The sequence below is a fragment of the Pseudomonas sp. ChxA genome (assembly GCF_030263855.1).
GTDB lineage: Bacteria > Pseudomonadota > Gammaproteobacteria > Pseudomonadales > Pseudomonadaceae > Aquipseudomonas > Aquipseudomonas fluorescens_CB.
The window spans coordinates 1652656-1672955 of record NZ_JARPMK010000002.1 but is presented as its reverse complement, the minus strand read 5'-3'; the positions used below and the strand labels follow the sequence as shown (position 1 = coordinate 1672955).

The 20300-nt window shown below is 55.9% G+C and carries 19 protein-coding genes; 17 read left to right on the top strand and 2 right to left on the bottom strand.

Annotated elements, in window-relative coordinates:
- The first annotated feature begins 42 nt into the window (after positions 1 to 42).
- From P5706_RS33460 to P5706_RS33395, 14 genes are all read left to right on the top strand, one after another.
- Positions 43 to 1170, top strand: coding sequence for a phosphoribosyltransferase domain-containing protein (locus P5706_RS33460; RefSeq protein ID WP_042561216.1), 1128 nt, complete (start codon positions 43 to 45; stop codon positions 1168 to 1170).
- On the top strand, positions 1160 to 1918 hold the full coding sequence (locus tag P5706_RS33455) for an HAD family hydrolase (protein WP_033896472.1): 759 nt from the start codon (positions 1160 to 1162) through the stop codon (positions 1916 to 1918). Before P5706_RS33460 ends, P5706_RS33455 begins: the two co-directional genes overlap by 11 nt.
- Positions 1911 to 3005 carry a cysteine protease StiP family protein gene (locus tag P5706_RS33450; protein ID WP_042561215.1) on the top strand — a complete coding sequence of 365 codons (1095 nt, stop codon included), beginning with the start codon at positions 1911 to 1913 and terminating at the stop codon, positions 3003 to 3005. The genes P5706_RS33455 and P5706_RS33450 overlap by 8 nt, the downstream gene beginning before the upstream one ends.
- Positions 3005 to 3955, top strand: a complete 951-nt coding sequence (locus tag P5706_RS33445; protein ID WP_042561214.1) for an HpcH/HpaI aldolase/citrate lyase family protein — start codon at positions 3005 to 3007, stop codon at positions 3953 to 3955. Before P5706_RS33450 ends, P5706_RS33445 begins: the two co-directional genes overlap by 1 nt.
- Positions 3952 to 4710, top strand: a complete 759-nt coding sequence (locus P5706_RS33440) for an HAD family hydrolase (RefSeq protein ID WP_042561213.1) — start codon at positions 3952 to 3954, stop codon at positions 4708 to 4710. The genes P5706_RS33445 and P5706_RS33440 overlap by 4 nt, the downstream gene beginning before the upstream one ends.
- A 2-nt stretch (positions 4711 to 4712) precedes the next feature.
- Positions 4713 to 5300 (top strand): TerD family protein, encoded by a 588-nt coding sequence (locus P5706_RS33435; RefSeq protein ID WP_033896476.1) that lies wholly within the window; start codon positions 4713 to 4715, stop codon positions 5298 to 5300.
- The gene (locus P5706_RS33430; protein ID WP_033896477.1) at positions 5300 to 6481 is read left to right on the top strand and encodes a TerD family protein; all 1182 of its coding nucleotides are present in this window, start codon (positions 5300 to 5302) and stop codon (positions 6479 to 6481) included. The genes P5706_RS33435 and P5706_RS33430 overlap by 1 nt, the downstream gene beginning before the upstream one ends.
- A 45-nt stretch (positions 6482 to 6526) precedes the next feature.
- Entirely contained in the window at positions 6527 to 6976 is a 450-nt protein-coding gene (locus P5706_RS33425; RefSeq protein ID WP_033896478.1) for a tellurite resistance TerB family protein, read from the top strand.
- A gap of 44 nt (positions 6977 to 7020) precedes the next feature.
- Positions 7021 to 8022, top strand: coding sequence for a TerC/Alx family metal homeostasis membrane protein (locus P5706_RS33420; protein WP_042562209.1), 1002 nt, complete (start codon positions 7021 to 7023; stop codon positions 8020 to 8022).
- Between the two features lie 27 nt (positions 8023 to 8049).
- Positions 8050 to 8625 (top strand): TerD family protein, encoded by a 576-nt coding sequence (locus tag P5706_RS33415; RefSeq protein ID WP_042561212.1) that lies wholly within the window; start codon positions 8050 to 8052, stop codon positions 8623 to 8625.
- Positions 8626 to 8709: 84 nt separating this feature from the next.
- Entirely contained in the window at positions 8710 to 9288 is a 579-nt protein-coding gene (locus P5706_RS33410; RefSeq protein WP_033896483.1) for a TerD family protein, read from the top strand.
- A gap of 166 nt (positions 9289 to 9454) precedes the next feature.
- Entirely contained in the window at positions 9455 to 10462 is a 1008-nt protein-coding gene (locus tag P5706_RS33405) for a hypothetical protein (RefSeq protein ID WP_095668235.1), read from the top strand.
- Positions 10463 to 10563: 101 nt separating this feature from the next.
- A complete protein-coding gene (locus tag P5706_RS33400; protein ID WP_162184592.1) occupies positions 10564 to 11520 on the top strand; it encodes a lysozyme inhibitor LprI family protein in 957 nt (318 codons plus the stop codon).
- Between the two features lie 137 nt (positions 11521 to 11657).
- Positions 11658 to 12851: a DUF4236 domain-containing protein gene (locus P5706_RS33395; protein WP_080896062.1), complete on the top strand. Its 1194-nt coding sequence runs from the start codon at positions 11658 to 11660 to the stop codon at positions 12849 to 12851.
- Between the two features lie 57 nt (positions 12852 to 12908).
- On the opposite strand, the gene P5706_RS33390 is transcribed toward P5706_RS33395, so the two are convergent.
- Both P5706_RS33390 and P5706_RS33385 read right to left on the bottom strand, forming a co-directional pair.
- Entirely contained in the window at positions 12909 to 14165 is a 1257-nt protein-coding gene (locus tag P5706_RS33390) for a VWA domain-containing protein (protein ID WP_042561210.1), read from the bottom strand.
- A 327-nt stretch (positions 14166 to 14492) separates the two neighbouring features.
- The gene (locus P5706_RS33385; protein ID WP_042561209.1) at positions 14493 to 15746 is read right to left on the bottom strand and encodes a TerD family protein; all 1254 of its coding nucleotides are present in this window, start codon (positions 15744 to 15746) and stop codon (positions 14493 to 14495) included.
- 418 nt (positions 15747 to 16164) lie between these two features.
- Between P5706_RS33385 and P5706_RS33380 the strand changes: the two genes are divergently transcribed.
- From P5706_RS33380 to P5706_RS33370, 3 genes are read left to right on the top strand one after another with little or no spacing between them, the layout of a single operon-like run.
- Positions 16165 to 17424, top strand: coding sequence for a hypothetical protein (locus P5706_RS33380; protein WP_042561208.1), 1260 nt, complete (start codon positions 16165 to 16167; stop codon positions 17422 to 17424).
- A 22-nt stretch (positions 17425 to 17446) separates the two neighbouring features.
- On the top strand, positions 17447 to 18304 hold the full coding sequence (locus tag P5706_RS33375; protein ID WP_033896491.1) for an SH3 domain-containing protein: 858 nt from the start codon (positions 17447 to 17449) through the stop codon (positions 18302 to 18304).
- 9 nt (positions 18305 to 18313) lie between these two features.
- A complete protein-coding gene (locus P5706_RS33370) occupies positions 18314 to 20296 on the top strand; it encodes a hypothetical protein (protein WP_042561207.1) in 1983 nt (660 codons plus the stop codon).
- Positions 20297 to 20300: the final 4 nt, after the last annotated feature.

Below are 20300 nucleotides of genomic sequence, written 5' to 3'. Positions count from 1 at the left end.
ACGTTAGGTTATCGACCTCACGCTAACCTAGGAATTTGTTTCATGGAAAGTAACGCAGTAACAAAAGCGCTAAGCGCACAACTGATGCGCGGGCGTCTCGATGTCACCGTCGATGCCTCACAGATCGACCCGGGCTCATTGTTCGGTTTCGCCGAGCGCCGTAATCCCAAGCGTGCGTTTCTATTCGTGTCCAAAGTACTGGGCCGCCATATCCCTGTGCGTCCTTCGATCATGAACGCGAGCTTTCACAGTCTCGCGGCGCAAATACCTGAAGATCTGCCAGGGCCTGTGCTCGTTATCGGCATGGCGGAAACAGCAGTTGGCTTGGGTGCCGGCGTACATCGTGCCTTCAGCGCGACCCGCCCTGACACCGTCTACATGGTCAGCACACGTCACCCGACGGGCAATGAATTGTTCGCCCGTTTTGAAGAAGAGCATAGCCACGCCAGCGCTCATCTCATTCATCTGCCTGTCGATCCCGATGTTCGGGAAATGATGTTGAATGCCCGTTCGCTGGTGCTGGTCGACGACGAAGCCTCCACCGGCAAAACTTTCATCAATCTTCACCGTGCGCTGGTCGATGCCGGCCTGACCCAGGTCGAGCGCGTGGTGACGTGCGTACTGACGGATTGGTCCGGCGATGCTGTTCGCAAAACCATTGGGGACTCGGCACATCAGGTATCGCTGTTGCAGGGTTCGTACACCTTCCACGAGGACGCTGAGGCGCCGCTACCGGAAATGCCGGCCGTTGGTACCATCGAGCCTGGTGAGTGGCCGTTGATGGCGGAGAGTGACTGGGGGCGTCATGGTATTCGCGTCGTAGAAGACACCCTGGCTCTGGACCTGAACGTCAAAGCAGGTGAGCGCGTACTTGTGGTCGGTACCAGTGAATTCGTCTGGCGTCCATTTCTGCTCGCTGAACGCTTAGAGCGTGCTGGCGCAGATGTGCATTTCAGTTCAACCAGTCGCTCGCCAATCGCTCTGGGCCATGCCATCGGTCACGTGTTGTCGTTCGCGGACAACTACGGTCTCGGTATCCCCAACTTCCTCTACAACGTGAGCCCCGGACAGTTTGATCGCGTCCTGATTTGCTCGGAAACACCTGTGCAGGCTGTGTCCGCCTCGCTGATTGAATCCCTGAACGCGGAGGTGATTGTCGATGGTCAATAAGCGCCCCCTCGCCCTGGTCGATCTCGACGACACCCTGTTCCAGACTGCTCGCAAAATGCCAGAAGGTTTGCCGCGGGTCACTGCGACTCTCGATATCGAGGGTCAACCCAATGGCTACATGAGCACTGTCCAACATTCCCTTGCCCATTGGCTCCTATCCACAACCGACGTGATCCCAGTTACAGCGCGCAGCGTTGAAGCATTCAGTCGTGTGCAACTGCCTTTCATGCACGGTGCCGTCTGCTCCCATGGCGGCGTGATCCTTGGTCCTGATGGAAAGCTTGACGAGGAATGGCAAGCACGCATGAGCGATGTTCTTGCTGACTATCAGGCTCGCTTGCCAGGCCTCAGTGAAGCAACCCTCGCCATTGGTAAGGAGCTTGGCATTTCCTTGCGCGGATGGGTTGTCGAGGAAGAAGGCCTGCGCCACTACGTGGTGACCAAGCACAACGAATCCAACGATGAAGTCCTGCAAACGGTACTCGCGGAAGTACAGGCTCGCGGTTTACTGGAAGGGATGCACATCCACGGAAATTCCAACAACCTCGCGTTCTTGCCGCTGGGCCTGTCGAAGGAAGTGGCCGTTCAAGAATTGTTGCGCCGTGATCGTGAGGCCAATGGTGAGCGTCCTGTGCTGGGCTTTGGGGACAGCATCACTGACCTCGGTTTCATGCAGGAGTGTCATATGTGGGCGACCCCTGCGCGTAGCCAATTGGCCAAGCTGGTTGGGGTGAAAATCCATGACTAAGGCCGTTGCGGGTCTGGTTACCGTAGGGAGCGGCAGCTATGCAGCAGATGATGTTCAGTTTCTGCTGCAGGCCGTTCAGATGGAAACCACTGATGTCTTGGAGAAGGAGCGTCTGATTCAGTCGAAGCAGAAGCACTACTCCGAAATGATCAGCCTGGAGAGTGCGCCGACTGACGTGCATAAAGCCCTATACGAGCGCGCACTTGAACAAAACGGTACCCGCATGGCCATGGACGTTCAGTCCCTGGCGCTGGCGCTGAGCGAGGCATGCACGGGTCCGTCAATTGTTCTCGTGTCTTTCGTTCGTGCTGGCCTGCCGCTCGGCGTGTTGTTGCGTCGGGCCCTGCTCGACATGGGTCGAGATGCGCACCACTACGGAATCAGCATCGTTCGGGATCGGGGGATAGATAAGGTCGCCCTCGAAGCCATCATTCAGGCACATGGTGCCGAGAACATCGTCTTCGTCGATGGCTGGACAGGGAAGGGCGCTATCTCTGGTGAGATTCAGCGCAGCCTCAATGGCGACTCACGCTTTCCTGAGGAACCTCGGCTTGTTGTGCTGGCAGATCCCTGCGGCCGGGCGTGGTTGTCCGCGTCGGCTGAAGACTGGGTTATCCCCTCCGGCATCCTTGGTGCGACGGTGTCTGGTCTGGTTTCGCGCTCCATCTGGCCCGCGAATGGAGGCCTGCATGGTTGTGTGGTTTACGACCATCTGCGTGAGCACGATTTAACCCGCGAGTTCATCGAGCAGATCGACGAGAAGCGAAAGGCGCTGGGGGCGGTTCCTCAAGCCTCGCCATGGACCGACACCCAGCGTTTTGAATTGCAGGGTGCAGCTGCGCACGTAGTCAAGTCGCTGGCCTCCCAGTTCGGCATTACCAATCTCAACCGAGTAAAGCCAGGTATTGCCGAAGCAACCCGCGCGGTACTGCGTCGCGTACCGGATCACGTCTTGGTTCGCAGCCGTAGCGACAGCGATGTTCAGTTGCTCATGCACCTGACTGAGGGCGCTGGGGTGGCTGTGGAAGAGGTCGGTGCTGCATTGGGCCCTTACCGGGCGGTTACCATCATTCGGAGTGTGAGCTGATGAAAGTCCTTTCTCCTTATGCCCTGGGGGCAACGCTCTACATGCCGGCCACACGTGCGGATCTGCTGGAAGTGGTTTTCCGCACAAAACTGCCTGAACTGCGTTCTCTGGTTGTTTGCTTGGAGGATGCGGTCGCGGAAATTGACGTCGACACGGCGTTGAAAAATCTGCATGGCCTGTTGACCGCGATCAACGAGCGCGGTGGGCGTCCGTCTGATGGTCCGCTGCTGTTTGTTCGCCCCCGAGACTCGGTGATGGCTGCCGTGCTGAATGAATGGCCATTGATGGCCCACGTCGATGGGTTCGTTGTGCCGAAATTGACCCTGCGCAACCTTGGAGATTGGGAACAGGCCGTTACAAACCCGGCGCTGTACCTCATGCCGACGCTGGAAACTACAGACGTGTTCAACCCAGGTGGAATGGTCGAGTTGGGCCAGGCGCTGAAGGCGAACCTGAATCAGCGAATTATCGCCCTACGTATCGGCGGGAACGACCTGATGGGAAGTCTTGGACTTCGTCGCAATCCCGCAACAACGCTCTACAGCACCCCAATGGGCTACGTGATCCCAATGTTGGCAGGCGTCATGGGGTCTCAAGGTTTCGCACTGACGGCACCGGTGTTCGAACAACTCGCGACACCGCATTTGCTGATGGAGGAGCTGGAACTCGACATCGCCCATGGCTTGGTAGGGAAGACGGCGATTCATCCATCTCAGATCAACACGATCCAGGACGCGTTGCGCGTAAGCCTCGAAGACCTCAACTGCGCCAGGATGATTGTCAGTGAAGTTGCTCCGGCAGTGTTCAAGCACAACGATGCCATGTGCGAGCCTGCGACCCATTACAAATGGGCGGTCAACATCCTTGAAAGAGCAGAGTGGCACGGAGTTCGGCAACCGGATGTAGGACCTATTGAGGCGCCTATCCGTTTGGCCGAGGCCGCGCGATGACAATGGGATTTGACGATGCTGGCGGGCAAAGGCGTCAGGTGCTGTCGGTTTTTGACTTCGACGGCACGCTGACCCGGCACGATAGCTTCGTCCCATTCCTGAAGTTTGCCTTCGGACCCCGGGAATTCAATCGACGCATTTTGCGGCTTGCGCTGCCAAGCGTTCGATTCCTGGCTCGGCGTTTGAATCGTGATGAGTTGAAAGCACAGCTGATCAGCACGTTTCTTACAGGCGTAGAAATGAAATGGGTGCAGGAGCAGGCCGTGAAATTCTGCGGGTTGTTTTGGGAACAGCTCATGCGCCCTTCAGGTTTAAAATCTGTCGCCGCCGAAGTAGAGGCAGGTGCAGTAGTTACTCTCTGCTCCGCGTCCCCAGCGTTGGTGCTCCAGCCGTTTGCGGATCGACTTGGCATCAAGTTGATCGGCACCGAGCTTGAGGCGGTAGACGGTCTGTTGACCGGACGCATGACTGGCAACAACTGCAGATGCGAGAACAAAGTACTCAGACTTGAGGCTGTGTATGGGCCGCTCGGCCAGTACCGGCTTAAAGCATGGGGTGACACCCGCGGTGATTTCGAGTTGTTGGCCGCGGCGCAAGAAGCACACTGGCGACACTTTCACCCCGCATGGCGCCGTCTTCGCCTGCGGGCAGATAGAAGCGGGAATTTGGGTGTGAGCAATGTCGCGCACGCTAACCTGCAAGTGGCGGTCAACCCTGATCGACACGCGAACACTGATGACCAACAAGGAGCGTAACCATGGCACTTACCCTGCAAAAACAGCAATCCATCTCCCTAGCTAAAACGGCCGGCAGTTCGCTGACCAGCATCAGCCTTGGTTTGGGTTGGGACCCAGTCAAGGCGGGCGGTTTCCTCGGCAAGATGTTTGGTGGTGGTTCCGAGATCGACCTCGACGCTTCCTGCATTTTGCTGAACAGCGATTACCAAAAAATCGACCTGGTGTGGTTCCGCCAACTGAAGTCCCAGGACGGTTCGATCAAGCACTCCGGTGACAATCGTACCGGCGATGGCGAAGGCGATGACGAGACCATTAATGTCGACCTGCAGCGCCTGCCAGCCTCCGTTAAGTACTTGATTTTTACCGTTAATTCATTCACGGGCCAGTCTTTTGAGAAGGTCGAAAAGGCCTACTGCCGTATCGTGAATGGCAGCAACAACACCGAGCTGGCACGCTTCAACCTTTCTGAAAAAGGTGGGCACACCGGCATCGTCATGGCGAGCCTGGCTCGCGAAAATGGCGACTGGGAATTCAAGGCGATCGGCACCACCACGAATGGTCGTACTGCTGACGACCTGATCACTCTGGCCGTTCAGGCGTTACGCTAATGGCTAATCTCGTACCTGGTGGTAATGCGCCGGTTGCCAGCGGCCAGCTTCGCGTTGATATCAATTACTCGCCTATCCCGGGGGCCGACATTGACGTATCGGCCTTCGCACTGGGCGCCTCGGCCAAAGTCCGAGGCGATGGCGACATGTGTTTCTATGGCCAGCCTCAAATTCTGGGTGGCGCTGTTCAGCTGACCGAATCCTCGGCTGGGCGCGCAGTATTTTCACTCGATACGAGTCGTCTTGAGTCTGCAGTTGAGAAAGTGGCGCTCACTGCCACGATCTACGAGAACAAGGCGAGCTTTGAGCGCGTGTCACAACTTTCGGTTGTGGTGACGGGTGGAATTGAAGCTCAAATCCCAACCGGTGGCATGAAGGAAACAGCACTCATCCTCGGCGAATTTTATCGCCGAAATGGTGACTGGAAATTCCGCTGTGTGGCCCAGGGCTTCAATGGCGGCCTTGAGCCGTTGGCCAAGCACTTTGGTGTAGAGGTCGCCGCACCAGCGCCGGCCCCTGCACCTGCACCTGCTCCAGTGGTACAAACGCCGCCGCCTGCTCCGGCCGCTGCACCTAAATCTACGATTAGTCTGAGCAAGGTCACCCTCGATAAAACACGATCGTCTATCAGTCTTGAAAAGACGGCAGCCGGTTTCGGCGAAATCAAGGTGAACTTGAACTGGAACAAAGGCAGCTCGGGCGGCTTCTTCAAGCGAAGCCAATCCGTCGACCTGGACGTTGGTTGCCTGTACGAGCTGCAAGACGGCGAGAAGGGCGTTGTTCAAGCCCTCGGGGAGTCCTTCGGCAGTCTCAATCGGGAACCATACATACAGCTGATGGGCGATGACCGTACTGGCTCTGTTTCCGGTGGCGAGTGGTTGCATATCAATGGCAAACAATGGAGTGAAATTCGCCGCATTTTAGTGTTCGCCTTCATCTATGAGGGCTCGCCTTCTTGGAAAGAAACCGATGGAGTGGTGACTATTTACATTCCTGGTCAGCCTGACATTGAGGTGCGTCTCAATGAAGAGGGTGGCCGTGAACCAATGTGTGCCATAGCGATGCTTGAAAACGTGAACGGTGCCGTTAAGGTCTCTCGGCGGGTGGACTTCCACCGAGGCCACAAACTCATGGACCAGGCTTATGGCTGGGGCATGAGGTGGACTGCAGGGTCCAAATAGAAATCATGGCGGGGTCATACGACCCCGCCCTTGGGGGAACACAACATGTTTGCATGGCTTAAGCAAAACGCAGCAGCAGCGCGTGAAGCACTAACTACCGAAGTTTCGAAGTTCAAGAATCAGAAATTTCTAGATGCGATGACCGCCAATTGCGCTCTCATCTCAGCTGCATCCGGCGGTATCTCTTCTGAGGAAAAACAGAAGATGACCGGCTTCATCCAAAACTCGCCTGAGTTGAAAGTTTTCGACATGGGCGATGTGATCAAGGCGTTCAACGCACACTGTGAAAAGTTCGAGTTCGACTTTCAACTCGGCCAAGCCGAAGCACTGAAGGTCATCGGCAAGATCAAGAACGATGCCGGCGCGTCCCGACTCCTGGTGCGCGTGGGCTGTGCCATCGGTGCGTCGGACGGCGACTTTGACGCCCAAGAAAAAGCGGCCTGCCGTTTGGTCTGCCTTGAGCTGGGCCTTAACCCAGCTGATTTTGAACTCTAAGGAGCGTTACTTTGGACACTCAAATCGGTTTCCCTCCGCTGACCATGGCGGTATTCGTCGGGATCGCGCTCGGCGCGCTTCTCCTCGACATGGTTACTCACCGCGGTGACAAGCCAATTTCCCTGGCTAAGGCTTCGATTTGGTCGATCTTCTGGATCGCTATCTCGTTAGCGTTCGCCGGCTTCTTATACGTACAGCACGGCCCTGAAGTCGCCAGCCTGTTTGTAACTGGCTACGCCCTGGAAAAAGTTCTGAGCGTCGACAACCTGTTCGTGTTCATGGCGATTTTCGCATGGTTCAAAGTGCCAGATGGCATGCGTCACCGAGTCCTGTATTGGGGCATTATCGGCGCCATTGTGTTCCGCGGCATCTTCGTTGCCATTGGTACCGGCCTGTTGGCTTTCGGTCCGTGGGTCGAAATCGTCTTCGCAGTGATCGTGGCTTGGACCGCAGTTATGATGCTGCGCGCCGGCGGTGATGATGAAGAGGAAGAGGACTACTCCAAGCATATGGCTTACCGCTTCGCCCAGAAGTTGTTCCCTGTGTGGCCGAAACTCCATGGCCATAATTTCTTCGTCAGCCGTAAGCAGCTGGAGGTGGAACTCCAGAAGCCTGAGAACAAAGGCATGACTCTGGCAGCAAAAGGAACGATTTTTGCGACCCCGCTGTTCCTTTGCCTTGTAGTGGCCGAAGTGTCTGACGTGTTGTTCGCGTTCGACTCTGTGCCGGCGGTGATCGCGGTTAGCCGTGAGCCCCTGATCGTCTACTCTGCCATGCTGTTTGCGATCCTGGGTCTGCGTACCATGTACTTCGTGCTCGAAGCGCTGAAACGCTACCTGGTCCACCTGGAAAAATCTGTAGTCGCGCTGCTGTTCTTCATCGCCATTAAACTCGGCCTGAACGCAACCGACCACATGTTCCACCATGGCTACACAATCGATGCAAACACCAGCCTGCTGATCGTTATGGTTGTACTGGCGATTGGTGTGGTTGCAAGCCTTGTCTTCCCAGGCAAGGAAGAAGCTCAACCTGAAACCGCTGAGTAACAGCCCATACCACAAGGAGTAATACCCATGGCGTTGACCCTACAGAAAGGTGGCAATCTTTCGTTGACCAAAACCGACCCGAGCCTGACCAAAATCTTGGTAGGCCTGGGCTGGGACCCGCGTGCTACTGATGGTGCTGAGTTCGACCTGGACGCCAGTGCGCTATTGCTGGCAGCAAATGGCAAAGTACGCGGCGAAGCCGACTTCATTTTCTACAACCAGCTGAAAAGCGTTGACGGTTCGGTTGAGCACACTGGCGATAACCGCACCGGTGCGGGCGATGGCGACGACGAAGTAATCAAGGTTGACCTGAGCCGCATCCCGGCCGACGTGGACAAAGTCGTCTTCATCGTTACCATTCACGATGCTGAAGTACGTAAGCAAAGCTTCGGTCAGGTCGGCGGTTCCTTCATTCGTATCGTTAACGATACGACCAGCGCGGAAGTCGTTCGTTACGACCTGGCAGAAGACGCTTCGACCGAAACTGCGATGGTGTTTGCTGAGCTGTACCGCAACGGTGGCGAGTGGAAATTCCGCGCTGTTGGCCAGGGCTATGCCGGTGGCTTGAAAGCTCTTGCCAATAACTACGGCATGAACTTCTAGCGCGTAGGTCGTTGATTTAATTAAATATTTTTCCTGATTGGCCTTGTATTAAAGGCCTTTCAACCTCACTAAAAGGAATCAAAAATGGCCGTATCTTTGCAGAAAGGTGGGAACGTAAGTTTGTCTAAAGAGGCTCCAGGCCTGACCGAAGTCACTGTAGGTCTGGGTTGGGACGCACGAGTTACCGACGGCTCGAAATTCGACCTCGACGCGTCGATCTTCATCCTGGGTGAAAGCGGCCAAGTCCTCGACGACGCCAGCTTCATTTTCTACAACAACAAAAAATCGGCTGACGGTTCGGTTGAACACCTGGGCGACAACCAGTCCGGCGAAGGCGCCGGTGATGACGAGCAAGCCAACGTCAAGTTGACCGGTCTGGCTGCCGCTGTGAAGAAACTGGTATTCGCCGTGACCATTCACGACGCTGAAGCACGCAAGCAGAGCTTCGGCCAAGTTGCCAACGCTTACATCCGTGTGGTGAACAAGGCTGACGGCAAAGAACTGGCGCGCTACGACCTGAGCGAAGACGCTTCGACCGAAACCGCCATGATCTTCGGCGAGCTGTACCGCAATGGCGACGAGTTCAAGTTCAAGGCGATCGGCCAAGGTTTTGCGGGCGGCCTGGCCCCTCTGGCTAAATCGATGGGCGTGAACATCGGCTAAGCCGGAAGGCTTGAGAAAGCCCCCGCGAACCGGGGGCTTTTTCTTGCCTACAGAATGACCTCGGAATGGGTCATGTGGGCGGCGGTTTGATCTCTTCAACATTAGGAACGACTGCTGGCGATCTCCACGGCAGTCCACCGGTTCTCGGGTTTAAAAGGATATTTGGATGGGCATGTTTCGTGGGGTTGTAGCTGTAGGTGTTTTGGTGTCCATGTCAGGCTGCGGAGCCTACAACGACTTCAAGGCCAACAACGCAGTTCAAGAATACAGGCAGGCATGCCTTGGAAATTATACGAACGAGTGCGAAAGCAAACTGGTCGACACGAACATTGTCATGCTCGAGCTCGCGCGCAGTAATATTGACCGGGAAAAGGACTCGATCGTGCAGGTCGTTGGCAAGGATGGATTTGAACGCTTCTCAAAAACCGCCAATGAGCTGATTGACCACCTGGTCGACCAACAAGAAAACAAACGTCCCGGTTTTTTTGCGCGATGGTTCCTGGGGGAAGCCCAACCGTTCGGAAATACCCGCAACCAACTCTTCGACATTTCAGACATGCAAGAACTGCGTGCCGCAGTGCTTCAAAAGGTCAGTGCCGGCATTAAGGCCACCAACGCTTCTGCTAAGCCTGCCGAGCCAATGTCTGAGACCGAGGCAATCTTGTTAGGTAAGGTTCCTCACACACCGACTCAGACTCCGGCCGCTCCAGTTACCTTTGCAGCTGAGCCAGCGAGCCAGTCCGTTGTGCCTGCAGTTCAGGCAAAGGCATTAGTGCCATCCGATCTTGCTGCATCTGCAGATCGGATGATTGCGAGTGAGATTGCTCAGGATGGCGGGGATGAATACAAGGACGGCCGTCAGATCATCTTTGCAGACTTGAATAGCGACGGCATCAAGGATGCTGTGGTGCTCTACACGATCGAAGGCCAGGGTGGTGGAAATGGCTACTTCCAAACACTTGCCGCGTTCATTGGCGGTTCGGCAGGCTGGGAGTTCCGTGGGAAAGCTGTAGTCGGCAATGGTGTCCAGGACATCCAGGTTGTTGACCCCCAAACCGTCAGGCTGACTGTTCTCTCCGTCGGTCCGGATGATGCAGATTGCTGCCCGAGTGTTCAGAGCACCGAAAACTACAAGTGGGACGGCACGACATTTCTTCAGGTCCCAACGTCGTAAATAAGAGCCAGACATCAGGCACCTAGGCGTTCGCATACGAGCGCGGTTAGGCAGGGCTCTGGCGAAACGCTGGAGCAAACAAAATGAAGGGAAAATCGAATATGTCGCGACTCAACATCGGCTCTGGCCTTTTCGTAATGTTGCTCACCCTAGTCTCAGCCCACTCAAATGCCACCAGCTTTGATTGCAACAAAGCTGCAAGCTTTGCTGAGAAATCGATTTGCGCAGATTCTGCACTCAGTCATCTGGATGAGCAGATGAACTCCGAATATGTCCGCGCTCTAGACGCAGCGCCGAACAAGGGACAGGTCCGTCAAGACCAACGAGACTGGTTGCGCCTGCGTGACAACTGCAAGACCGCCAGTTGCTTATCCGCATCGATGAATGAGCGGCTCAGTGCTCTATCACGCACCAAGGTTGATCTGCCATCTAAAGCGCCAACCTCCGTTGCCGCTACCCGGGTTGATCAATCTGAAACAAATGTGATTTCAAAGGCTGCTTCTTCTCCAATGGTCTCTGCCGTGGTGAAGTCGGCAGCGACGCGAAGTGCAGCGGATGATCATCAAGCGATCCTGAACTTGAAGATTGGCTTGTTCGTGATGGCAATGTTGCTGCTGGTCTGCATTTACCTGCACCGCCGGGGGACCATTACGATCTATCAGGACTACACCGACGCGCTTTGGACAACCTTGACTCCAATCTTGGGAATTGGTGCGTATTTCGTCGCGAGCGCCTGGCTCGAGGTCCCACGCAACTACTCCATCATTGCTGCCTGTGTCCTTGGTGGTCTTATGTCATTGCAGGTGCTTATTCAAACGTACAGAAGCAACAGCATCTGGTTTTTTCTTCTATCCCTCTTCGCAAAGGTCATTCTGCTGACCTTCTACCTCCTGATGATGGCCCTCCTGCTGTGCGGTGGTGCCCGCACCAAAAGTGAGGCCCGGCGGCGGCGCGGCTGGGCAGTTCTTGCCACGACGATATTCGTATTCCTCTCAGGCTGGATGTGCCGCAATCGGCAATTCAGTTCGATCGACGATTACATTGCCGGACGGGCATAAGTGATATATCGGTGGTTGCGCTATTGCCACAGGCGCGACCTCCGATGTAAATGGACGTCGAGCCTATCGTAGGGGCTCCGACCGATGCCGGCATTTCAAACAACAAAGAATCCAGGAATAAGGATCAAGGAGTAGTCATGGGATTTCGTTTCAGCAAGCGAATCACGATTGTGCCTGGCGTACGCCTTAACATCAGCGGGAAAGGGATCAGCACTTCAGTTGGCCCCCGGGGCTTGAGTATGACGATGGGCCGCAATGGCACCTTTCTCAATGCTGGGTTACCCGGTACTGGTCTTTCATACCGTGAGAGGATCGACCGGCCCAGTAGATCGAGTAGTTCCCAACCAGGTCCTGCCGGAAGCGAATACTCGGGCCAGGTAAAGGTCAAGGTAAACGACGATGGCACGTTGTTGATTACGGACATGGATGACATCGAGTTGCCGGCGGCTGTCGTCAAACGCGTCAAATCCGAGATGGCCGACTCCATTCAGGACTTGCTGACCAAAGCAGCTGATAAGGTCAATCAGGAGCTTGAATCCTGCCTAGGCGTGCACCTCCTGACGCCTCGGCCGGGGGCCATGCCGGTAATCCCAGCTCCATTCGCCATTGAAGAGCCCCGCAGGCCTGCTCAGCAAACACCGGGTTTGATGGATCGAATGCTCCTTCGCAGCGCGAAGATTGAGCGTGAGGCTGAGTCGGCGGAAGAGCAGTATCAACAAGACCTCGCGAACTGGCAGTCCACGCGGGACGCCCATGAACTTGAACGCACCGAAATCGAGAAAGCATTCCGGCTGGCGGCAAAGGGCTTCAGTGCTCAGATGGAACGTGCCCTGGACTATGTGTTGAGCGGCATTGCCTGGCCAAAAGAAACCCAAGTGGCCTATGAGTTCTCACAAGACGTTACCGGCGTCGCGCTCGATGTTGATTTACCTGATGAGGGCGATATCCCGCAGCGCAGCGCTGAAGCCCGGGGTAACGGCAAACTAACCTTCAAAAATCGTTCGGATGCCCAGGTACGCAGAGACTTTGTCGCGCTGTGCTATGGCTCTCTGTTTCGAGTTGTAGGAGAGGTATTTGCTCTACTGCCAGCGATCCAGAAGATCCTGGTGTCGGGCTACATTCAGCGTAACAACACCGCAACCGGTGCGGTGGATGATCACTACGTGCTCTCGGTCTTAGTAGGCCGAGATCAGTGGGATGCGATTGATTTTAATCGTCTGGATGCGATCGATCCTGCAGCGACCCTGAACGCGTGTGGCGCAGTGGTAAAGCTGGACCGCTCTGCGCGTTTTGTTGAGGTGACGCCGATGGATATGTTGGTCTTGAACTGAAGACAACCGCGGCGGCTTGAGCCGCCGCGGTGTGAGGCAGGGCAGTGCAGGAGAGGATTAGCGAATGATTCCTTCGCGCTTTGCCTCCAAGATCCACATCGGGAATTCCTGCATCAGCCGGTCGTACAACTGCTCTTCCGTCATGTCGTGAAGGTCATCCAGGGCAAAGAATCCGCAGTTGTCCACGACTCTCCCGGGCATGGTGTCCAGTTTTTCCAGAATGCCGTAATTCCGGCCTGCTAAACCAACGTATTGCCAGAAGATTCCCAGCTTCGCTGCATCCACCATCAGTTGCGTGATCTTGCGGTTTTCAGAAACGCCACCGTCGCTGATGAAAACGACAAACATAGGGGTTTTGTCTTTGGACGCCTGGAAGGATTCGATCACTTTTTGGATCGCTCTCGGTTCATCATTGTAACGCCGACCGACGTCCCACTTGGTCCAGCCATTGTTGTCGGATTCGACAAAGTTCTGGTAGTTGGTAAGCGTCACAGGTGAGAGTCGCAGTGGCCGTTCGGCGAATGTCCAGCACTCAAGTTCGGCATCTGTATCCATGGCTACGGCGATGGGCACAAGACGATTGAGAACTTCCTGTACGCGGCCGGTTTTGTATTGATTTCGCATCGAGTCGGTGACGTCGAGCACGAGCAAAACACGAGCTTTCATCCCAACCAAGCAGGCTTTCTCGAGGCTTACCTGTGCCTTCTTGGCCAGACTGACCAGTTCCGGCGCGACAGCAGCTACACGTTTCTCCAGAGAGATTGTGGAGGGAGATGGGGCAGGTGCTGGTGCCGGTGCAGCTTCTTCAGTAACTTCGCCGCCAAAGTGCCTCACGAGAGCGTCCAGGCCCTCAGCAAAACCCTGAAGGTTAGAGGCCAACCGCCACTCCCCATTCTTTCGGTAAAGCTCAACGATCATTACCGCTTTCTCGGTTGTGAACGTGAGCCCTGAGAACGCGCAGGTCGCTCCTATCTCACCAGCGGGGCTGATTACTTTGAAGTTGCCATTCCGGATGTCACTCATCGCCCCGGCACCGTCGATGGAGGCAGTGAAGATCAAGCGATCGATAGTGGCGGGCAGGATGGCTAGATTAATTTCAAACTGGCCACCCGCAGCAAGCTTCACACTGCTGCAAGGCGTAACAGGCTGATTGAAGAAGACCATATAGCGATCATCAGAAAGCTTGCCTTGGTCGTCGACACCGAAACAGACGAAGTCGACTACGCTGGGGCTTTCGATGTTGACCGAGAGAGTGAAGGATAGACCGGGAAGAATATTTGCCAGCGACATGCGCTGGCCTTGGGTGATCTGCATGCATGGTTCCTTTGTGACGATTAGAGCGCCTGATGATGAGATGGCCTTGGTGAAACAGCCGTATCTGCACCGGCGGCTGGTTCATCCGTCGGGTTAAACCTAACGGCGCTCGAAGTTCCTGCAAGTCTTATACGGCCAGTGAGGTCGCCGCGGGAAGTTCCTATGGGAAGAGCTGTTTTGTTCGAGGGCGCGGGGCGATTCAACATGGGTTTATGAGGCCGATGATGCTGGCATACAACCAAAATAGAAATCCCGCGGCGGCCGTGTGCCGTCGCGGGAGTACTGGTCAGGCATGAAGCTGCTTAAAGCGCCTACTAGCACGAAAGCTTAGACGTACTGCTTTTTGCCGCTCCTTTCGATTGGGCGCCCTTTGAATACGTGTGGGCCGTCCATCGTTAGCTCAATTTTGTCTCCCTTCCGAGTCAGCCAGGGGGTGGCTTCACTGCCGGCTTTGGAGGTAACTCCGGATGGACTTAGATGGATACCATCTTGGTCAATTTCGATTTGACCGATTACATAGGTGAACACCATTGAGCTGAAAAACCCGGACTTGAATTCGAATGCGCACTCTACGACCTGGTCGCCGTATTCCATCCGCATCTTTGGTTTTAGCGATGCCACCGAAACCGCACCGTTGTCTACTGCTGAATAAACGCTGCAGACCAGCACTACCTTGCCCCCCATGAGCTGCGAGATTGCTGGATTAATTTCGACGGTTTCAATACCTGGAGCGGAGGCGCTGGCGCAGACTACGTCACCGGTATGGAAAACGAAGGGATCGACGTCAAAAGCCCCACGCTTGTCAGGTGCCTGGATGATGGACATTCGCCCATCAGGACGAAGGATGCCAATCCGCAGATCGAGGTCGTCATTGTCAGATCCGTCGCCGTTATCAACCCACGTTGCGCTGACCCGAATAACCTTTGGAGCGGACGGCCCTTTTTCGAGGGACACCTTGTGGCTGCTGCCAGGTTTGTCCAGTTTAACCACGGTCTTGGCGATGTTGACGGGCTTTGGAGGCGGTGCAGGTGTCGCCGCCGGCGCGGAGGATGCAACGTCTTCAACTTCGATGCCATAAAACCCGCAGAGTCCGGCAAGACCTGAGGCGAAACCTTGCCATACAGAGCGCGCCTTGAGCTGGCCGTTCCGGACGTACAACTCAAGCACGATGATGCCCGTCTCTTGTGAAAAGGGCTCAGGTGCCAGTTCCAGGGTTTGGTCCCCGGCAATGACGATAGCGCGAAGGTCTTTGACTGCTTCGAAGCCGCCGGCGTTGCCGTCTTGCGTCAAAGTGATTGCGATCTTCGTGATATTGGACGGGAGTCGAGACGAGTCGAAGCTGATGCTGTGACTGACCGTGTCGCCATGAGCGATCGGGGGCGCGAATGTCGCCGCGCCTGAAGAGTGCACGGGTGCATTGAAGAAAACCATGCCGCTGTCATCCACCACCTTGCCAGTGTCGGTGACCAAAAACGCAGTAAGGTTTACGTCCAGGTTGTTACCTGCCGCATGGGTAACTTCCACCCGCCCTTGGGAGGAAGAGATCGTTGTGTTCTCGCCGGGTTTGAGTGACTGATTCAATTCATGCCGCCTATTCCATGGGTTTTCGCAATGCATTGTTCATGCGCTGCGCTTTCGTTGTTTGAGCGCGAACGCCGGCCAAGGGGAAAGATCCCCTCATTGGGACTGATCGCATTGATGCAGTTTAACGGCTTGGCCGCCGGCGACCGCCGAGACATCCATTCTCCATTTACACACCGTCTGAAACCCAGAATTGGAACGTGCGGGAGGGAATGTTGTGCCCGGCATTGAAAGTCCTCTCAGTCCCGTTAAGTTCTGATCGTAGGTAACGAAAACATCTGCCCGGCGTTCTGCATCGGAATTCGACGGGGCATTTTGAGTGGTGCCGTCTTCTGCTAGATGGCAATATGCTACATCTATTCGCGCTCCCCCTTATCATCCAGGGCCTGGCGTTTAATTTCTGACAAGGACCCGTTGGATGCTAATCGCACTTGTTGTTTTGAACGCCCTTTATTTGATCTGCAGTCTGCTGTTCAACGCCGAGCTGCTCAACTTCGCTGGCGCTGATATCCCCCTCCGAAAACTCGAAGTCCTTGAGACGTATAGCCAGATCCTGGCGGCTACGAGCATGTGCTTGCTGGTATGGCGAATCTGCTATCGACGTTACCAAGGCAAGGGGAGGGTGCTGTGGGTTTGGCTCGCAGCATCGACACTTGTTGTCACTCCGTTGACTTGGTGGTTTCAGGGGGCCGCTCCGGATTGGATCGCCGAGCAATTCCCCGGCTCGCTACGGGTTAGCAGCCTCTACGCATACGTCACCAAAAAGGGGTTGCTTTACGACTCCCTGACTATTCCGCAGATACCCTACAAGGCCTACAAGGACCAGGGAGAGGGCAAGGCTTTCATAGCAAACCTCGGCGTTCTGATGAGTGTTCAAGGCTCCTACGTCGAGCGCATCGACAAGAACTTCCAAGGCTTTTCAGCTGCAGTTTTTCGTGGCTACACCGTCCGTAATGGAGACGCGTTATACGAGCGGCTGCAAGAAACTGTCGTGCCCTCCATCAGTGACATCAGCAGGGCGTATGCACAGCTCGAAGGTTTTCGTGCAGGGGGAATTCCGGGGAGTGAGTGGCGACCGATCAAGTGGCCGAATGCTGGGGCAGATCTGGGGTACCAGCCGACCATTGACGAGTATGCCCGGTCAATCAATCCCGGTGTGCGGACACGAGATGCGCTGGCCAACACCACCGAGGTTCGCCACATGGCGAAAACCAAGCTCGGTCCTCTCTATGTGAAGGGCATGAACCTTCTGGCTACGCGAGAGCAGTACCAGGCTTATCTGCCTGGCATTGCCGACAACATGGCCTATGACGTCGCTCACACCGACATCCACGGCGCTGAGGGTTTGAACGTCCTCAAGAATATGTGGTTTATCCCCTTCTCCCTTCTTAGCGGGTTGTTCTTCGGCGGCATCAGTCTTGTGGTCTTGATCATCTCGGGTATTGAGGCGCTTCGAAGCCTCCCCGGGCGAATTCGCTTCGTTCGACCGGTCGCCGTGATTTCGATCGTTATGCTGCCTCTCGTTGTTGGCAACGCAATTGTCGATAGCCCCGGTTATAGAGATGCGTTCAGGAGCTTGGGCAAACAGCCAGTTGTGCTTGCCACCGTTTTCCATTGGGCCATGTCCTCAGAAGCAATGCTTTACAACATCACAAGGCCTCTGCTGAAAGCAGAGTGACCTACACAAAGGGAGAGTCACCGTGCGTAAAAAGTTTCTCGTTTCAGTACTGGCATTGGCCATCGCAGCATCAACCTCTGGCTGCGCTGAGTTGGGCATCAACAAGCAACAGGCTGGTACCGCAGTGGGTGTCGTCGCTGGCGCTGTCATCGGGCAGTTCATCGGGAAAGGCAACGGACGGATCGTGGCAACCCTGGTCGGCGGTGCACTGGGCGGTTACATCGGTAACAAAATCGGTGCAAAACTCGATGAGCAGGATCAGCAGGCCCTGGCGCAACGCACGCAAGATGCTTTGAACGCCTCGCCGAGCGGGTCCAGTTTGCCTGTGTCCTGGACATCGGCGCATTCCGGCGCTTCGGCGGAGATCGTTCAGGGCCAAGAGTTCACCCAAACCAAAACGGTTGAAGTGAAACGTGCACCTAAGATCGTTGCCGTCCCTTCGATGAAACTCATTAACGAGCAGTACGTCACCAAAAGCAGTTCGAACGTCCGCGCCGCGCCTGAAAAAGGCGCAGACAAAGTGGGTGGTTTGAAACCCGGCACCGAGTTCACTGCCGTTGGTTCGACAGGCGACTGGATTCTTGTCGGCCGCAAGGGTGTCACTGTCGGCTACGTCCACAAAGATTTGGTTGAACCAAAATCAGTAGCCGTTGCGAAGAGTGTGAAGCCCGCGGCCAACCTGGACGAGATGAACGTCGCTGCCGACAAGGAAACAAAGGCCTTCGATCTGGATTCGATCCCGACGTTGCCAACTCAGCAGGTCGCTGCTGAAACGTCTTGCCGGCCGGTGACCGTGAGCCTCAAAGCGGCCGACGGAAACACTGAGCAGGAGAAGAACACCTTCTGCAAACAAGCCAACGGCACCTGGGAACTCATCTAAGGGATCTTCATGAAAAACCGCGCACTCGCTCTCGTTGTAGTGGGTGCTTGCGGCATCGCGCCGCAAGCCTGGGCTCACCAGCTCGCCTACTCGAAGACAGAACAGATCCAGGTGAACGTCGATGGTGAGGCGACCACCTGGTGCAAACCAGAAGTGGCCATCACCATGCAGCGTCCAACGTGGGATGACCAGAAGCCGCTGAACACGCTTCTATCGAAGCTCCCGTATATTCTCGGACAGGAATGCCCGACGGCCAAGGTCACCTGGAAAGCAGTCGACGCAAAGGGGGCGGTTTACGCCACCGGTGCGGGCAATGCGACCAATCTGGGCCTGGCCACGCTGACTTCACCGCCTGCCGCTCCGGCCGCTGCCGCGCCCGCTGTTTCGGTAGCCCCCGTGGCTTCTCCTCCTACGCCACCAGCAGCTGGGGCGGCTGCGTCTGTACTACCAGCCGCCGCTGCGCCTACTGAGCCTGCCGTCGCAGCGCCTGTGGCTGCTGCACCGGCCCCAGCGCCTGTAACGGCACCTGTGATACCACAACCAGCACCAGAGGCTTCACCCGCGCCAGTGCAACCGGTGCCGGTGGCTCAAGTACCTGTGACGGTTGCGCCCGTTGCCCCTGTTGCTCCTGTAGCTGCCGTGGCCACAGTACCTGTGGAGGCAGCTCCAGCCGCCGCCCCTAAGCCTGCCGCTCCAGCTGAAGCGCCGGCCGCTGTTGCCGCCGTTCCTACCGGTGACTTCGGCCGCTCATTGGTGCTGGCCAACCAGAACCTGATGGGGATTACCGACGGAAGCGGATGCAAATGGGTTATCAGTAAGTCGGTAACTGATGAGTCCGATCCAAGTCTGTCCTTTGCGTCGACACCCGCCATGCCTTGCTCTGCATCAGGCTATGCCGAGGGGTCCTTTGACAAATTGCGTTGGGCGGTACCGAACACCTATCGCGGTGATACCTGGTCAAAAACAACCGTGCACCCGAGCGGTCTGATGTTCAACCAGGCACTGGTCCCAGCGGTGAAAGGCAAGGCGCTTTCTTTCCTGAATAGCCGGGCAGACCAAGCACTCTTTCAGGTGGGTGAACTGCCTGCGCGTAACATGAAGGTGTATTTGGCCTTTGAGCGCCCCAACTACCGTGTCCTGTCGCCGTTCTCCAGTGATCCGTATTACGTAGTGATCACTGCAGATGAGGCATTTGCTCTTGATGCGGTTGAGTTGAAGCGCGCTGTGGTTGAGGTCTACCAATTGGTGAAGGCAACGTCGCCAACGACCGTCGGCCTGTCGAACCTCTTCTTCGCCAAGAACTTCGAAGCGCTTTACCCCGAGGGATACGCGTCGGAAACCAAAGACAACATTCTCAAAACGCGTATGGGCGAGAACCGTGGTGAGTTTTACTTCGATGCTCGCCAAGGCAATAACTTCGCCCTGCGTCGCGAGGAGATCCGCATGAGAGAAGTACGTCGCCTGCAGCAGCAAATGGCTGAGCTGCACACACGCGTCTTGGAGCGTTACGAACAACTCAAATCCGGGATGAAGGAATTCGAAGGTCGGGAGGCTGAAGCGCTGGCGCAGATGGCCGGTATCAAAGTCACCTTCCCATCGCCGATCGCAATGCAGGACCCGAGCTCTTCAAAGTCCGCTGTGCCGATGATGATTCACGTCACCGGAAAGAGCGGCGACTTCTACGAGGTCGACTTCCCACGTAAGGGGCGTGTACAGGCTGATGCTGAACTGGAGAGCCAGTGGTACGTGCTGCCGGCGGCAAACATGACACCCTTCCTGCCGCTCGAAGACGGTCGCGCCGTTCCTACGTATCGCGTGTATACCGCTGGCGCGGCTGAGGCCTGCAAGCAAGACCACTGTGCTGACAGAGTGTCATTTGGTGCCGTACTGGCCAAGGAATTTCCTAGCGCCGGGATCGACTTCAACTGGACGCCTGCAGTCTCTCAGCAGCACGTGATTGATTGGCAGCAAGCATCTGCTCAAATTCAGTAAGGCA

What these genes read in the sequence shown, in the direction of transcription:
- P5706_RS33390 (WP_042561210.1), bottom strand. Translation starts at nt 14,165, where the DNA reads ATGCAGATCACCCAAGGCCAGCGCATGTCGCTGGCAAATATTCTTCCC.
- P5706_RS33405 (WP_095668235.1), top strand. Translation starts at nt 9,455, where the DNA reads ATGGGCATGTTTCGTGGGGTTGTAGCTGTAGGTGTTTTGGTGTCCATG.
- P5706_RS33410 (WP_033896483.1), top strand. Translation starts at nt 8,710, where the DNA reads ATGGCCGTATCTTTGCAGAAAGGTGGGAACGTAAGTTTGTCTAAAGAG.
- P5706_RS33460 (WP_042561216.1), top strand. Translation starts at nt 43, where the DNA reads ATGGAAAGTAACGCAGTAACAAAAGCGCTAAGCGCACAACTGATGCGC.
- P5706_RS33395 (WP_080896062.1), top strand. Translation starts at nt 11,658, where the DNA reads ATGGGATTTCGTTTCAGCAAGCGAATCACGATTGTGCCTGGCGTACGC.
- P5706_RS33425 (WP_033896478.1), top strand. Translation starts at nt 6,527, where the DNA reads ATGTTTGCATGGCTTAAGCAAAACGCAGCAGCAGCGCGTGAAGCACTA.
- P5706_RS33415 (WP_042561212.1), top strand. Translation starts at nt 8,050, where the DNA reads ATGGCGTTGACCCTACAGAAAGGTGGCAATCTTTCGTTGACCAAAACC.
- P5706_RS33440 (WP_042561213.1), top strand. Translation starts at nt 3,952, where the DNA reads ATGACAATGGGATTTGACGATGCTGGCGGGCAAAGGCGTCAGGTGCTG.
- P5706_RS33445 (WP_042561214.1), top strand. Translation starts at nt 3,005, where the DNA reads ATGAAAGTCCTTTCTCCTTATGCCCTGGGGGCAACGCTCTACATGCCG.
- P5706_RS33420 (WP_042562209.1), top strand. Translation starts at nt 7,021, where the DNA reads ATGGCGGTATTCGTCGGGATCGCGCTCGGCGCGCTTCTCCTCGACATG.
- P5706_RS33455 (WP_033896472.1), top strand. Translation starts at nt 1,160, where the DNA reads ATGGTCAATAAGCGCCCCCTCGCCCTGGTCGATCTCGACGACACCCTG.
- P5706_RS33380 (WP_042561208.1), top strand. Translation starts at nt 16,165, where the DNA reads ATGCTAATCGCACTTGTTGTTTTGAACGCCCTTTATTTGATCTGCAGT.
- P5706_RS33370 (WP_042561207.1), top strand. Translation starts at nt 18,314, where the DNA reads ATGAAAAACCGCGCACTCGCTCTCGTTGTAGTGGGTGCTTGCGGCATC.
- P5706_RS33450 (WP_042561215.1), top strand. Translation starts at nt 1,911, where the DNA reads ATGACTAAGGCCGTTGCGGGTCTGGTTACCGTAGGGAGCGGCAGCTAT.
- P5706_RS33430 (WP_033896477.1), top strand. Translation starts at nt 5,300, where the DNA reads ATGGCTAATCTCGTACCTGGTGGTAATGCGCCGGTTGCCAGCGGCCAG.
- P5706_RS33435 (WP_033896476.1), top strand. Translation starts at nt 4,713, where the DNA reads ATGGCACTTACCCTGCAAAAACAGCAATCCATCTCCCTAGCTAAAACG.
- P5706_RS33400 (WP_162184592.1), top strand. Translation starts at nt 10,564, where the DNA reads ATGTCGCGACTCAACATCGGCTCTGGCCTTTTCGTAATGTTGCTCACC.